At 68.8% G+C, this 14,326-nt stretch carries 12 protein-coding genes; 5 read left to right on the top strand and 7 right to left on the bottom strand.

Features of this window, described 5'->3' with window-relative positions; all coding sequences use genetic code 11:
* Position 1: 1 nt before the first annotated feature.
* The 5 genes from INR38_RS18590 to INR38_RS18570 form a co-directional block, all read right to left on the bottom strand.
* Positions 2 to 907 (bottom strand): SDR family oxidoreductase, encoded by a 906-nt coding sequence (locus tag INR38_RS18590; RefSeq protein ID WP_013802724.1) that lies wholly within the window; start codon positions 905 to 907, stop codon positions 2 to 4.
* Positions 908 to 935: 28 nt separating this feature from the next.
* Positions 936 to 1,952 (bottom strand): NADP-dependent oxidoreductase, encoded by a 1,017-nt coding sequence (locus tag INR38_RS18585; protein WP_207442709.1) that lies wholly within the window; start codon positions 1,950 to 1,952, stop codon positions 936 to 938.
* A 98-nt stretch (positions 1,953 to 2,050) separates the two neighbouring features.
* Positions 2,051 to 2,473 carry a PaaI family thioesterase gene (locus INR38_RS18580; RefSeq protein ID WP_016446794.1) on the bottom strand — a complete coding sequence of 141 codons (423 nt, stop codon included), beginning with the start codon at positions 2,471 to 2,473 and terminating at the stop codon, positions 2,051 to 2,053.
* Positions 2,474 to 2,591: 118 nt separating this feature from the next.
* Positions 2,592 to 3,383, bottom strand: a complete 792-nt coding sequence (locus INR38_RS18575) for an SDR family oxidoreductase (protein ID WP_012205198.1) — start codon at positions 3,381 to 3,383, stop codon at positions 2,592 to 2,594.
* Positions 3,384 to 3,520: 137 nt separating this feature from the next.
* Positions 3,521 to 4,240 (bottom strand): MGMT family protein, encoded by a 720-nt coding sequence (locus tag INR38_RS18570; RefSeq protein WP_207442710.1) that lies wholly within the window; start codon positions 4,238 to 4,240, stop codon positions 3,521 to 3,523.
* A 164-nt stretch (positions 4,241 to 4,404) separates the two neighbouring features.
* Between INR38_RS18570 and INR38_RS18565 the strand changes: the two genes are divergently transcribed.
* Both INR38_RS18565 and INR38_RS18560 read left to right on the top strand, forming a co-directional pair.
* Positions 4,405 to 4,719, top strand: a complete 315-nt coding sequence (locus tag INR38_RS18565; RefSeq protein WP_013802728.1) for a hypothetical protein — start codon at positions 4,405 to 4,407, stop codon at positions 4,717 to 4,719.
* Between the two features lie 166 nt (positions 4,720 to 4,885).
* Positions 4,886 to 5,845 carry a class I SAM-dependent methyltransferase gene (locus INR38_RS18560; RefSeq protein ID WP_071955499.1) on the top strand — a complete coding sequence of 320 codons (960 nt, stop codon included), beginning with the start codon at positions 4,886 to 4,888 and terminating at the stop codon, positions 5,843 to 5,845.
* On the opposite strand, the gene eno is transcribed toward INR38_RS18560, so the two are convergent.
* Positions 5,800 to 7,125 carry a phosphopyruvate hydratase gene (gene eno, locus INR38_RS18555; RefSeq protein ID WP_207442711.1) on the bottom strand — a complete coding sequence of 442 codons (1,326 nt, stop codon included), beginning with the start codon at positions 7,123 to 7,125 and terminating at the stop codon, positions 5,800 to 5,802. The genes INR38_RS18560 and eno overlap by 46 nt on opposite strands.
* 105 nt (positions 7,126 to 7,230) lie before the next feature.
* Between eno and INR38_RS18550 the strand changes: the two genes are divergently transcribed.
* Positions 7,231 to 8,148, top strand: coding sequence for a LysR substrate-binding domain-containing protein (locus INR38_RS18550; protein WP_012205193.1), 918 nt, complete (start codon positions 7,231 to 7,233; stop codon positions 8,146 to 8,148).
* Between the two features lie 10 nt (positions 8,149 to 8,158).
* Here INR38_RS18550 and INR38_RS18545 read toward each other — a convergent pair whose 3' ends face one another.
* Positions 8,159 to 9,313 (bottom strand): helix-turn-helix domain-containing protein, encoded by a 1,155-nt coding sequence (locus INR38_RS18545; RefSeq protein ID WP_242699115.1) that lies wholly within the window; start codon positions 9,311 to 9,313, stop codon positions 8,159 to 8,161.
* A gap of 125 nt (positions 9,314 to 9,438) precedes the next feature.
* Between INR38_RS18545 and INR38_RS18540 the strand changes: the two genes are divergently transcribed.
* Together INR38_RS18540 and INR38_RS18535 are read left to right on the top strand one after the other, a co-directional pair.
* Positions 9,439 to 11,640, top strand: a complete 2,202-nt coding sequence (locus INR38_RS18540; RefSeq protein WP_207442713.1) for a TonB-dependent receptor — start codon at positions 9,439 to 9,441, stop codon at positions 11,638 to 11,640.
* 589 nt (positions 11,641 to 12,229) lie between these two features.
* Positions 12,230 to 14,326 (top strand): PQQ-dependent dehydrogenase, methanol/ethanol family (locus INR38_RS18535; protein WP_207475984.1); only part of this gene is annotated, 2,097 nt, incomplete at its 3' end.

Raw genomic sequence — 14,326 nt, 5'->3', positions numbered from 1 at the left:
CTCAGGCCGCGCGCAGCGAGGCCTTCAAGCTGGCGCCCAGTTCGGGCTTGTGCGCGAACGGGTCGGTGGGATTGCGCCCCTGCACCACATCCTCCATGCGGGTCTGGACCGAGCCCAGCGCCTGCGGATGGCTGTAGATGTAGAACTGGTTGGCCGCAATGGCGTCGAAGACCTTCTGCGCCACATCGGGGGCCGTGACCTTGCCCGAGCCCACAGCCTTCTCGCTCATGGCCTGGCCGATCTTCTGGCTGGCCGTCAGCGGCTGGGCGGCCAGGTGGCTGGGCCGGTTGCGCTCGCTGTGGCTGATGCCCGTGGGCACGAAGAAGGGGCACAGCACGCTGGCGCTGATCTGGTCGGAGACCAGGGCCAGGTCCTGGTACAGCGTCTCGGTCAGGCTCACCACGGCATGCTTGCTGACGTTGTAGATGCCCATGTTGGGAGGCGCCAGCAGGCCGGCCATGCTGGCCGTGTTGACGATGTGGCCCTCGAAGGACGGGTCGGCCTTGGCCGCCTCCAGCATCATGGGCGTGAACAGCCGCACGCCGTGGATCACGCCCCAGAGGTTGACGCCCAGCACCCACTGCCAATCTTCCAGCGTGTTCTCCCAGACCAGCCCGCCCGCGCCCACGCCTGCGTTGTTGAACACGAAGTGCGGCGCGCCGAACTGCTGGCGCACCTCATCGGCCAGGGCCTGCATCTGGGCTGCGTCGGACACATCCACGCGGCGCGCCAGCACGCGCACGCCCTGCCCTTCGAACTCGGCGGCAGCCCTGTCCAGCGCTTCCTGCTGCACATCGACCAGCACCAGGTTCATGCCCAGCTTCGCGCCAATGCGCGCGCACTCCAGGCCGAAGCCCGAGCCCGCGCCCGTCAGCACCGCCGTCTTGCCCTTGAAGTTCTTGATCATTCCCTTGTCTCCTGGTTTTTGTGGTGGTTCAGATCAATTTGACGAGTTGCTTTCCGAAGTTCTTGCCCTTGAGCAGACCCAGGAAAGCGGAAGGTGCGGAGGCAATGCCTTCGGCAATGCTCTCGCGCGGGCGCAGCTTGCCGGTGCCCACCAGGCGGCCCAGTTCCTGCAGCGCCTCGGGCCAGACTTCCATGTGCTCGCTGACGATGAAGCCTTCGATGCGGATGCGGTTGATCAGGATGAGCGCGGGATTGGTCATGGGCAGCGGCGTGCCGTCGTAGCCGGCGATCATTCCGCACAGCGCGATGCGAGCAAAGGCGTTGGTGCGCAGCAGCACGGCATCGAGGATGTAGCCGCCCACGTTCTCGAAGTAGCCGTCGATGCCCTGCGGGCAGGCGTCCTTGAGCGCCTTGGCCATGGTCTTGGTGTCGGGGTGCTCGCGGTAGTCGATGCAGGCGTCGAAGCCCAGCTCCTCGGTGGCGTAGCGGCACTTCTCGGGGCCGCCCGCAATGCCCACCACGCGGCAGCCGCGTGCCTTGGCCAGGGCCGCGAACGCGCTGCCCACGGCGCCCGTGGCGGCGCTGACCACCACGGTCTCACCGGCCTTGGGGGCGATGATCTTCACCAGGCCGTACCAGGCCGTCACGCCGGGCATGCCCACGGCGCCCAGGTAGTGCGACAGCGGCACATGGGTGGTGTCCACCTTGCGCAGCATGCCGGGCGCATCGCCATCGACCACGCTGTACTCCTGCCAGCCGCCCATGCCCACGACCTTGTCGCCAACCGCAAACTTGGGATGGCGGCTTTCCACCACCTCGCCCACGGTGCCGCCGATCATCACCTCGCCCAGCGGCTGGGGCTGGGCGTAGCTCTTGCTGTCATTCATGCGGCCGCGCATGTAGGGGTCCAGGCTCAGGTAGTGGTGGCGCACCAGCACCTGGCCTTCGGCCAGCGCGGGGGTTTCGGTACTGACAAGGCGGAAATTGCTTTCCACGGCTTCGCCCTCGGGGCGGTTGTCGAGCAGGATCTGCTGGTTCACGGGCATGGGAAAACCTCCGGTGGCATCACAAACAATGGAACCAGTTCCCGGTGCTGCCGGGGCTGGCGTGTGGCATTGGGTATCTGGCAGATTCGCCGTGCGGATCAGTCCGTGGCGAGGGTTGTCTCGGCGGCGGCCGGCTTGGCCACGCGCGGCATGTACTTGAACGTTCCGGTCGCATGGCTGCACAGCCGGCCCGAGGCATCGAACACGCGCGCCTCGGTATAGGCCATGGAACGCGTGCGGTGCAGTACCACGCCCTTGGCCACCAGGGGGCCGCGTGCGGGCTGCATGAAGCTGGTCTTCATCTCGATGGTCACGCAGCCCATGTCGCGCTGCAGGCTGCGTGCGGCAACGGCCATGGTCACGTCCAGCAGGGTCATGGTGGCGCCGCCGTGGGTCACGTCAAAGGTGTTCAGGTGCTCGGGACGCGCCTCGAAGCGCAGTTCGGACTCCCCGTCCTCCATGCGGTGCAGGGTGAAACCCAGGTGGTCGACGAAGGGGATGGGGTGGCCAAAATCCAGCACGAAATTCTCCAGTTCAGATCGCAATGCAGGCGAGCATAAGGGCGCCCGAAGGCACCATGGCGCGCGGCGGCCCGATCTGCGGGAAAAACTGTCACCTCGGCAGCAGCGCCGCTGCGGCTCAACCGCCCACCAGGGCGCTGACGCCGCCGTCCACGGCCACCCACTGGCCCGTGATGTGCTTGCCCGCGTCGCTGGCGTACAGCAGGGTCAGTCCCTTGAGGTCCTCGTCGTCGCCCAGGCGGCGCAGCGGGGCGTGGGATTTCATTTCATCCTCGCCCAGGGTCTCGATCAGCACGCTGGCCATCTTGGTCTTGAAGAAGCCCGGGCAGATGGCGTTGACGTTGATGCCGTGCACGCCCCACTCGCCGGCCAGCGCGCGCGTGAAGTTGATGACCGCGCCCTTGGAGGTGTTGTAGGCAATGGTCTTCATGCCCAGCGGGTTGCCGCCCAGCCCTGCGATGGAGGCCAGGTTGATGATGCGCCCGGTCTTGCGCGGGATCATGCTGCGCCGCGCGATCTGCTGGCTCAGCAGGAAGTAGCCGCGCACGTTGAGGTTCATCACCTTGTCCCAGGCGGCCACCGGGTGCTCCTCGGCTGGCGCGCCCCAGCTGGCGCCTGCGTTGTTGATGAGGATGTCCACCTGGCCCAGGCGCTCCAGAGTCTCGGCGGCCAGGCGCTCTATGTCGGCCTCGTTGGCGCAGTCGGCGGCAATCCAGCGGGCGTCGATGCCTGCGGCCTGCAGCTCGGCGGCGGCTTCCTCCAGGTCGGCGGCCTTGCGCGAACTCAGCATGATCCTGGCGCCCGCCTCGCCCAGCGCATGGGCCATCTGCAGGCCCAGGCCGCGCGAGCCGCCGGTCACCAGAGCGGTCTTGCCGGTGAGGTCGAAAAGTTGCTGCACATTGCGAGTCATTCGTCTGTCTCCTGCGCCGGGTCTTGTGTTCCGGTCATGGTTGGAATGGAGGGCGGCCATCCCCAAGCGGAACAGCCTGCAGCGGCGATTGTGCAAGCCGCCCCGCTGTGCCGCATGTCACATGCGTGTCCGGCCCGTCAATCCCCGAACAGCGAGCGCGTGCCGCCCCAGGCCGCGCCTTCGATCTCCAGCATGCGCAGCTTGGTCAGCGCGCCGCCGCCGCCCGAAAAACCGCCCGGCTGGGCGCCGGCAGCCAGCACGCGGTGGCAGGGAATCACGGGCGCAAAAGGGTTGAGGCCCAGCGCCTGTCCCACGGCGCGCGAAAGGCCCACCTCGCCCAACTCGCGCGCAATCTCGCCATAGGTGCGCGTATGGCCGGGCGCAATGGCGCGCGTCAGGTCATAGACACGGCGGTGAAAGTCCGACACGCCGTGCCAGTCCAGCGCCAGCCCGGCCAGATCCGGCAGTGCCTCGCCTGCGGGCAGCATGCGCCGTGATCGCAGATCGGGCAGCACCGGGCCGTCACGCAACTGCTGTGCGCTGGGCGCGGAAGGCTCCAAGGTCCATTCGCCATGGCCCGCCATGAGCACCTGCACGCCGGCGATGGCCTGTGCCACGCTGGCCGGCAGGTCCTCGGCCCGCGCCGCTGCGGCGTAGCTGCCCGGTCTGCGCAATTGCACGCCGCGCAGCATGCGCGTGCGCGTGGCGGCCGGGCCGTCCACCTCGGGCAACTGAAAGGCCACCAGGCCGCAGACGCCCCAGGCCACGCCGCAGGGCCCCACGCGCGTGGCAAACAGCGCGTGGCCCGTGGCTTCGGGGTCCCAGGCCGGGCAGCCCGTGGTCGATTCATTCGTCATGGCGATGGTTTTCTCCTTGCAGGCGATTGTGGCCGGATGGCTGCAGCCGCTGCCCGGCAGCGACCCCACCGGGATAACACTGTAAAAAAACACCGGAAAAATACTGGATGTGCAGCCAGTTAATACTGTATATTTCGCCAGTCATCATCCTCATCTCGTGAACCATGGACATGCAAGAAGCCGCCTTCACCGTCACCTTGTGTGACTACCCCAACCTGCCCGAGCAGGAACGCAACAAGGCCGAGGCACGCTATGCCCGCGTGCTCGAACGCCAGCTCGGCAGCGCCGAGCAGGTCAGTGAAACCCTGTACCTGGTAGAGGGCCTGGAAGACACGCCCCCTGAAGAAATCAGCGACGACGCCAAGCTCGCCTTCGCCCGCTGGATGAAGGCTGCGCGCGCCGCCACCGAGGCCGGCATGCAGGGCCTGGGCGACGGCGAATGCAGTTTCTTCGAGGTGCGGCGCGGCTGGCGGCATTGAGCCTGTCCGCAGCACGGCTGAATGGGGCCTGAAACCAGGTTTGCCCGGGTTTGCCTGGGCTGGGCCCCAAACTGCATACACTGGCAGACCTTTTCGTCGCCCCCTGCCTGGAACCATACGGTTCCACCCGGCACACCCGGCGCCCCTGCCAGATCCAGCCTCTCCCATGCAAGCCCTGCTCGACGCCATCGCCCGGATGGCCCTGCCCTCCGACGCCCAACGCATCTTCCACGGCCGTGGCGGCCTGTACCCGGGCTGCGAGCATCTGGTGCTCGACGCCTTCCCGCCCGTGCTGGTGCTCACCAGCTTCCAGCCGCTGGACGATGACGCCCTGGCCGCCATCGGCACAGCGCTGTCACTGCGCTGGAGCGAACTGGCACCGGACCAGCCCCTGAACTGGGTCTACCAGCTGCGCCAGCCCGCCGCGCCCGCCGAGACACGGCTCATGGCCGGCGAGGTGCCTGACCCCCACATCGTCACCGAGGCCGGCACGCGCTACCGCGTGCAGGTGCTGCGCGGCCAGAACCACGGCCTGTTCCTGGACATGGCCGAAGGCCGGCGCTGGGTGCACGCGCATGTCGCCAACCATCCCGAGCACCGCCACGGCATCAAGGTGCTCAACCTGTTCGCCTATACCTGCGCCTTTTCGGTGGTGGCCCTGCAGGCCGGGGCGCGCCACGTGATGAACATGGACATGGCCCAGGGCGCGCTGGCCACGGGCCAGCAGAACCACCGCCTCAACGATCTGTCGGGCGCCAGCTTCCTGGCCCACGACATCTTCAGCAGCTGGGGCAAGATCACGCGCGGCGGGCCCTACCACCTGATCGTGGTGGACCCGCCCAGCTACCAGAAGGGCAGCTTCGTCGCCACCAAGGACTATGCCCGCCTGATGCGCCGCCTGCCCGACCTGCTGCGCCCCGGCGGCCATGTGCTGCTGTGCCTGAACGCGCCGGAGATGGGCACGCAGTTCCTGACATCGCAGATGCAGGAAGTGGCGCCCGAGCTGGAATTCGTCGAGCGCCTGGCCAACCCGGCCACCTTCGCCGACATCGACGCCGAGCGCAGCCTCAAGGTGCTGGTCTACAGGGCGCCCGCAACACCCGCAGCGGCCGACACGGCTTCCTGACCCGCCCGGCCCTTGAGCGCACGGCGCCCCGCATAGACGGCGGCCGGGCCCAGTTCGCGCTCGATGCGCAGCAGCCGGTTGTACTTGGCCGTGCGGTCGGCGCGCGACAGCGAGCCGGTCTTGATCATGGCGCACTGGGCCGCCACGGCCAGGTCGGCAATGCTGGTGTCCTCGGTCTCGCCCGAGCGGTGCGACATCACCACGCCATAGCCGGCGCCATGCGCCAGGCGCAGCACGTCCCAGGTCTCGGTCAGCGTGCCGATCTGGTTGATCTTGACCAGGATGGCGTTGCCCACGCCCCGGGCAATGCCGCCCTCGAACAGGCCGGGGTTCGTGCAGAACACATCGTCGCCCACCAGCTGGCAGCGTCCGCCCAGGCGCCGGCCCAGGGCCTGCCAGCCCTCGATATCGTCCTCGGCCATGCCGTCCTCGATGGAGACGATGGGGTAGTGCTCCACCAGTTGCGCCAGGTAGTCCACCTGCTGCTGGCGGCTGCGCACCAGGCCCTCGCCCGCGTAGCGGTAGCCGTCCTCGCCATGGAATTCGCTGGCCGCAGGGTCCAGCGCCAGGGCGATGTCCCTGCCAGGGCGCAGGCCGGCGCGCTCGATGGCGGCCATCAGGTGGTCCAGCGCCTCCGGCGCGCTGCGCAGGGCGGGCGCAAAGCCGCCCTCGTCGCCCACGTTGACGCTGTGGCCTGCGGCCTTGAGCGCATGGCGCAGCGTGTGAAAGACCTCGGCGCCCATGCGCAGCGCCTCACCGAAGCTGTCCGCCCCCACCGGCAGCAGCATGAACTCCTGGAAGTCCAGCGGATTGTCGGCATGGGCGCCGCCGTTGATGACATTGATCATGGGCACGGGCAGCACGCGCGCCTGGGCGCCGCCCATGTGCCGCCACAGCGGCATGCGCTGGCTGGCCGCCACCGCGCGCGCCACGGCCAGCGACACGCCCAGCAGCGCGTTGGCGCCCAGCCGGCTTTTGCCGGGCGTGCCGTCCAGCGCCATCATGGCCGTGTCGATGCGGCCCTGGGCGTCGGCCCGCATGCCGCGCAGCAGATCGCGCAGCTCGGTGTTGACGGCCTGCACCGCCCCCAGCACGCCCTTGCCCAGGTGGCGCGAGGCATCGCCGTCGCGCCGCTCCAGCGCCTCATGCCGCCCCGTGGAGGCGCCCGAGGGCACCAGGGCCAGGCCGCGCGCGCCGTCCGCCAGCTCGACCTCGACCTCCACGGTGGGGTGGCCCCGGCTGTCCAGCGCCTCATGGGCCGCGATATCGGTGATCTGCATGGAAACTCCTTTTCGTCAAGAAATTGAACTGTGCAAAGGAGCTGGCAAGCCTGCACAACTCCAATGAACAGGCCTCCATGCTAGAAATCACGGCGATGCGGGACAATGCAGTTTTTCTGCCCGTGCGTCAGCTTTTCTGACGAATTGATTGCCATGAGACAACTGCCACCGCTGGCCGCCCTGCGCGCCTTCGAGGCCATTGCCCGTACCGGCTCGGTGACCCGCGCGGCCGAGGAACTGTGCCGCAGCCACGGTGCCATCAGCCGCCACCTGCGCCTGCTGCAGGAGCATGCGGGCGCGGCGCTGTTCGAGAAAGAAGGCACGGGCCTGCGCCTGACCGAGGCGGGTGCCGCCTTCCATGCCTCGGTGCGCACGGCCTTCGACCAGCTGGAGGCCGCCTATGCCCAGCTGGCGCGCGACGCCCAGGCGCCGGGGCTGCATGTGGCCTGCAGCGCCACCTTTGCCATGCGCTGGCTGGTGCCGCAGCTGGCGGTGTTCTACCGCAGCCACCCGCATATCCGCATCCGCCTGTCCATGACCTCGGCGCGCGAGATGCGCCACGAGGGCGCCGACCTGATCATTGCCTGGGACCTGTCCACCTACGCCGAGGCCGACCGCCGCCGCGCCATCGAACTGGCGCCCGTGCACTTCGGCGCCGTCTGCACGCCGGCCTATGCCCGGCGCCGGCCCGCCAATCGCGCGCGCATTGCACATGAGTACACGGCCAGCGCCTGGAACCAGTGGGAAGCCCTCACGGGCCAGCCCGTGGCCCTGGGCGAGACGCTGGCATTCCCCCACACCCACCTGTGCATAGAGGCGGCGCTGTCGGGCCTGGGCGTTGCCCTGGTGGAGCAGCGGCTGATCGCACGCGAGCTCAAGGAGGGGCTGCTGGTGGCGCCCCATGGCTTCGTGCCCTTCGAGGGCGGCCTGCGCGCCGTGCCAGCTGCAGGGCGTGCGCTGCCGGCACAGGCGGGGGTCTTCATCGAATGGATGCGCGGCGCGCTGGCCGCCGTGCCGGCATAGGCCAGACGGCCTAGGCCCTGCCCCATTCGCGCAGGCGCCGGTACAGCAGCCCGCGCGAGACGCCCAGCATGCGGGCGGCCTGCGAGATATTGCCCTGGCAGCGGGCCAGGGCCTGCTCGATCAGCTCGCGGCTGGCCTCGCCCAGGGAAGACGGTGCCTCGGCGGGCGGCGGCAGGGCCTCGATGGCCGGCAGCACCTCCTCGATCTGGGAGGATGCCTCATCCAGCCTCGCCTCCATCCACAGCGTCAGCCCCGTAGGCAGCATCTGCGGGCGCGCCTGGCCGTGGTGGGCCAGCTCCAGCAACTGGTTCAGGCCCAGGCCGAAGACTTCCTCTGCCGCCAGCCCCTCGGCGGGCCGGCGCGGGCTGTCGAACAACTGGGCACCCACGCCGTTGAACCAGCGCACCATGCCGTCGCCATCCACGGCGGCCAGCCCTTCCAGCGGCGTGCCGAACATGCTGCGGCTGGACTGGAAGCGCAGCAGCAGGTGCATGCGGGCCGCGCCCACCAGCAGCCGGTTCTCGATGCAGGTGGCGTACATGTGGGCCATGGCGCCCGCATCGAAGCGAAAGGGACCCGCCTCGCTGCTCAGGTCCAGCATGGCCACGGTGCGCCCGCTGGCGTCGCGCACGGGCGCGGCCGCGCAGTGCAGCGAGGCCAGGCAGCGAAAGAAATGCTCGCCACCACGCACATGGCAGACCTCGCCCGTGCGCACGGCCACGCCGGGTGCGCCCGTGCCCACGGCATCCTCGGCGATGTTCACACCCACGCGCGCGGCCGTCAGCAGCAGCGGGCCGTCGCCCGGCGTGGGGCGCGAGGCGATCAGCACCACGCCCTCGCTGCAGGTGAGCATGGCGCGCGCCTGGCTGCCCGCGATCACGGTCTCGAGTTCGGCGATGGGGTCGCGCGCCGCCTCGATCAGCGCGCGGTTGTGGGTCAGCAAGGTGGTCGTGCGGATCTTGCTGACCGGGTCGAAGCTGATCTTCTCGTCGGGGCTGCGGCTGGCGCCCAGGCAGCGCGTCCAGGACTGCAGCACGGGCTCGGACACCAGGCCCGAGGGGCGCTCGCCACGCTCGAAATAGCGCTCGCGCGCCAGCGCCACCCGGTCCTGGCGCGTGGCGTAGAAGGGATTCGAGGGCAGTGGGGCGGGAGGCGGCTGTTGCATGACGGACATCAAAACTGCCGCGATTGTTGTTCCGCCACGGCACAGGACAGCACTAGGGAAATCACCCGTGTTGGAACGGATTGCCGGGCTCGGTAACCTCGGGCATCGCCACAGGCCCGCCCGCAATGACACGCTCTCCATACAGCACAAGACACACCCGGCCCGCCCTGTCCACCCTGGGCGCCGCACTGGCCTGTACGCTGCACGCCCACGCGGCGGACGCAGCGCATGACTCCAGCGAGGCCCTGCTCGCCCCCGTGGTCATCACGGCCAGCCAGCCCGGCGCCGGCCCCGACCTGTGGCGCGCCACCGCCGCAATCGACAGCGTGGAAGGCGCCGTGCTGCGAGACGGGCAGATGCAGATCAACCTGTCCGAGAGCCTGGCGCGCGTGCCGGGCCTGGTGGTGCTGAACCGCCAGAACTTCGCACAGGACCTGCAGATCTCGGTGCGCGGCTTCGGCGCGCGCTCAACCTTTGGCGTGCGCGGGCTGCGCCTGTACGTGGACGGCATTCCGGCCGGCGCGCCCGATGGCCAGGGCCAGGCCGCCAACTTCACGCTGGGCAACGCCGCGCGACTGGACGTGGTGCGCGGCCCGGCCGCCGTGCTCTACGGCAACAGCGCAGGCGGTGCACTGCTGCTGTACACCGAAGACGGCGAGGAACCCGGCCTGTGGCGCAGCGGCATGGCCGTGGGGCCGGACGGGCTGTGGCGCCTGTCCACCCAGCTGCGCGGCACGATCGGGGGCGGAAAGCCGGACCAGGCGGATGGCGGCTCCGCCCCATGGCGCTATGCCATCCACATCGAGCGCTTCGCCACCGACGGCATGCGCCCCCAGTCGGCCGCCGACCGCAGCACGGCCCACATGAAGCTGTCACGCAAGCAGGGCGACGACCAGTGGCTGCTGCAGTACCAGGAGCAGCGCGCCAGCGCCCTGGACCCGCTGGGCCTGACACGCGCCGAGTTCGAGGCCGACCCCGGCCAGACCACGGCCAGCGCGCTGCGCTTCAATACGCGCAAAAGCGTGCGCCAGCGCCAGCTGGGCGCCGCCTGGCAGCACCAGTTCGGCGCGGGCCAGCGCCTGGAACTCATGGCCTATGCGGGTACGCGTTCCGTGCTGCAGTACCAGTCCATTCCCGTGGCCACGCAGGCACCGCCCTCGCATTCGGGCGGCGTGATCGACCTGGACCGCGACTACGCAGGCATGAACCTGCGCTGGCGCAGCACCCATGAGGATGTGGCCGGCGGCCGGCTGGACTGGTCGGCGGGCCTGGCCTACGACTGGCAGGGCGAGACCCGGCGCGGCTACGAGAACTTCATCGGCAGCCAGCTCGGCGTGCAGGGCCGGCTGCGCCGCGACGAACGCAACCAGGCGCGCTCCGCCGACCCCTACCTGCAGGCCGAGTGGAGCACGCAGAGCCTGGCCCTGAGCGCCGGCCTGCGCCAAGCGCGCGTGCGCTACCGCTCCGAGGACCACTACATAGTCGCCGGCAATGGCGACGACAGCGGCAGCATGGCCTGGCACGGCTGGCTGCCCTCGCTGGGCCTGCGCGTGAACCTGCTGCCGGACCTGGTGGCGCACGCATCGGTGGGCCGGGGCATGGAGACGCCCACGCTCAACGAAGTGGCCTACCGGCCCGGCGGCCAAAATGGCGTGAACAGCGGCCTGAACACCGGCCTGGCCGCCAGCGCCCACAACACCGTCGAGGTCGGCCTGCGCGGGCGCCACGGCAACGCGGGCTGGAACCTCACGCTGTTCGAGACCCATACCCAGCGCGAACTCACCGTGCTGTCCAACACAGGCGGGCGCGCCACCTACCAGAACGCAGGCCGCACGCTGCGCCGGGGGCTGGAATTCTCGGGCAACGCCCAATGGGGACCGCTCACGGCCAGCACCGCCCTGACCCTGCTGCAGGCCCGCTACCGCGACAGCTTCCTGACCTGCGAGGCCACGCCCTGCACCACGCCCACCGCCCCGGTGGATGCCGGCGCACGCCTGGCCGGCACCGCGCCGCGCCGCCTGTGGAGCGAGCTGGCCTGGCAGCTGTCGCCGCAATGGACCTGGACCGTGGACATGCTGCACAGCGGCCCCGTGGCCGTGAACGACCGCAACACCGACCGCGCGGCCGGCTACACCGTCTGGGGCTCCAGCCTGCGCTGGTCACGGCAGTGGCAGCAGTGGAGCGCCCAGACCTTTGTGCGGCTGGACAACCTGTTCGACCGGCGCTTTGCAGGGTCGGTCATCGTCAACGAGGGCAACCAGCGGTTCTTCGAACCGGGTGCGGGACGCGGGCTGTCGGCCGGGGTGACGGTCAGCCGGACGTTCTAGGTTTTCATGTATGGGTCGTTGATGCGTTGATTTGCTGATTTATTGAGCTTTCGGGCGATTTTTTGATTCCGCTGCGCGGCGGCTTTCAGAGGCCGGCCGCGCCCGGTATTGGATGTCCCGGCACTGCCCCTCTGACTGCGCCTGCGTTGAACGGGATGCGGGGTGGCAGCCCTGCCGAAGGACAGGGCTGCTTCGTCATCTGACTCGCCGTGATGTTTGAGTGAAGCGCGCAGCGCGTAACGAGTTTCACGGCGCACCCCGCATCCCGTTCAACACAGGTTGCCCCGCAGCGCAGCGAAGGGGTCGCAGGCAGTGGGGTCGCCTTTTCTTGGCCTACGTTCTTTTGGCGAAGCAAAAGAAGGTAGGTCGGCTGCCGGGCCGAGACCCGGCCTCGAAAAACAACCACCCGGCAGGGCCAAAACCCAGCCCACAAAAAACCGACACAAACCTGTTCCATCGCGGTACAGATCCGCCCCCGGGTAAATCCGAATGTTGTGACCCGAGGTCGCTTTTTTTATCGTCTCCCACATGGTGCCCTTGCCCCCAGCGCCATGCACGCAAAAACAAACCACACAGGAGACGAGACAACATGAAGACCCACGTGCTTTCCTCCACGCTGCTGGCCGCCGGCCTGGTGCTGGCCCTGCCGGGCGCCGCGCTGGCGCAGGCAGGCCTGCCAAGCAAAGGCTCGCCCGAGCACATACGAGCCGTCACCTCGCGCATCGACTCGCAAAGCATCCGCGACAACGCACGCAGCTCCAAGGACTGGCCCAGCTACGGCATGGACTACAGCGAGACGCGCTTTTCCAAACTCAGGCAGCTGGACACGGCCAATGTGAAGCGGCTGGGCCTGGTCTGGTCGTATGACCTGGAATCCACGCGCGGCGTGGAGTCCACGCCCGTGGTGGTCGATGGAATCATGTACGTCACGGCCAGCTGGAGCGTGGTGCATGCGGTGGACGTGCGCACCGGCAAGCGCCTGTGGAGCTACGACCCCGGCGTGGACCGTGCCAACGGCTTCAAGGGCTGCTGCGACGTGGTCAACCGGGGCGTGGCGGTCTACAAGGGCAAGGTGTATGTGGGCGCCTTCGATGGCCGCCTGGTGGCGCTGGACGCGGCCACGGGCCAGAAGGTCTGGGAGCAGGACACCATCATCGACCGCGCCTACTCGTACACCATCACGGGCGCGCCACGCGTCATCAAGGGCAAGGTGCTGATCGGCAACGGCGGCGCCGAGTACGGCGTGCGCGGCTATGTCACTGCCTATGACGCCGAGACCGGCGCGCAGCAATGGCGCTGGTTCACCGTGCCCGGCGACCCGTCCAAGCCGTTCGAGAACGAGGCCATGGCCCGCGCCGCCCAGACCTGGGACCCGGCCGGCAAGTGGTGGGAGGCCGGCGGCGGCGGCACGGCCTGGGACACCATGGCCTATGACCCCGAGCTCAACCTCATGTACATCGGCACGGGCAACGGCTCGCCCTGGGCGCAAGCCAAGCGCAGCCCGGCCGGTGGCGACAACCTGTACCTGGCCAGCATCGTGGCGCTGAACCCCGATACGGGCGAGTACGTCTGGCACTACCAGGAAACGCCGGGCGACAGCTGGGACTTCACCTCCACCCAGCCCATGGTGCTGGCCGACATCAAGATCGGCGGCAAGCCGCGCAAGGTCATCCTGCATGCGCCCAAGAACGGCTTCTTCTTCGTCATCGACCGCACCAACGGCCAGTTCATCTCGGCCAAGAACTTCGTCGATGTGAACTGGGCCAGCGGCTACGACGCCAAGGGCCGGCCCATCGAGACGCCGATAGCGCGCAGCGGCGACCGCGCGCGCGACGTGATCCCCAGCCCCTTCGGCGCGCACAACTGGCATTCCATGTCCTACAGCCCCGACACGGGCCTGGCCTACCTGCCGGCCCAGCATGTGCCGCTGACCCTGCAGGACAACAAGAACTGGAAGTTCAACGGCGGCTCCCTGCCCGAGCCGCACAGCAATATCGGCTGGAACACGGCCACGCTGATCAACATGGAGCCGCCCAAGAGCACGCCCTTCGGCCGCCTGATCGCCTGGGACCCGGTGGCACAGAAGGAGCGCTGGCGCGTGGAGCATGCCTCGCCCTGGAACGGCGGCACGCTGGCCACGGCGGGCAACCTGGTGTTCCAGGGCACGGCCGACGGCCGCTTCGTGGCCTATGACGCGCGCAACGGCAAGAAGCTCTGGGAAAAGCCCACAGGCACGGGCGTGGTGGCCGCACCCATCACCTATGAGGTCGATGGCCGGCAGTACGTCTCCATCGCCGTGGGCTGGGGCGGCGTCTACGGCCTGGCCGCACGCCACACCGAGCGCAAGGGCCCGGGCACGGTCTACACCTTCGCGCTGGACGGCAAGGCCGAGGCGCCTGCCTTCGTCGCCTACCAGCAGGGCAAGCTGCTGCAGGGCGTGCCCTACGACAAGAGCCTGGTGGCCGAAGGCACGGCCCTGTACGTCAGCAACTGCGCCTTCTGCCACGGCGTGCCCGGCGTGGATCGCGGCGGCAACCTGCCCAACCTGGGCTACCTGGACCCGGCCTATATCGAGCACCTGGACAAGTTCATCTTCAAGGGCCCGGCCATGTCGCGCGGCATGCCCGACTTCACGGGCAAGCTGAGCATGGAAGACGTGGAAAAGATCAAGGCCTTCATCCAGGGC

Origin of the sequence: Delftia sp. SD018, assembly GCF_017355445.1 — a bacterium.
GTDB classification, from domain to species: Bacteria; Pseudomonadota; Gammaproteobacteria; order Burkholderiales; family Burkholderiaceae_C; genus Comamonas; species Comamonas acidovorans.
This window is presented reverse-complemented; position numbering and strand designations above follow the sequence as displayed.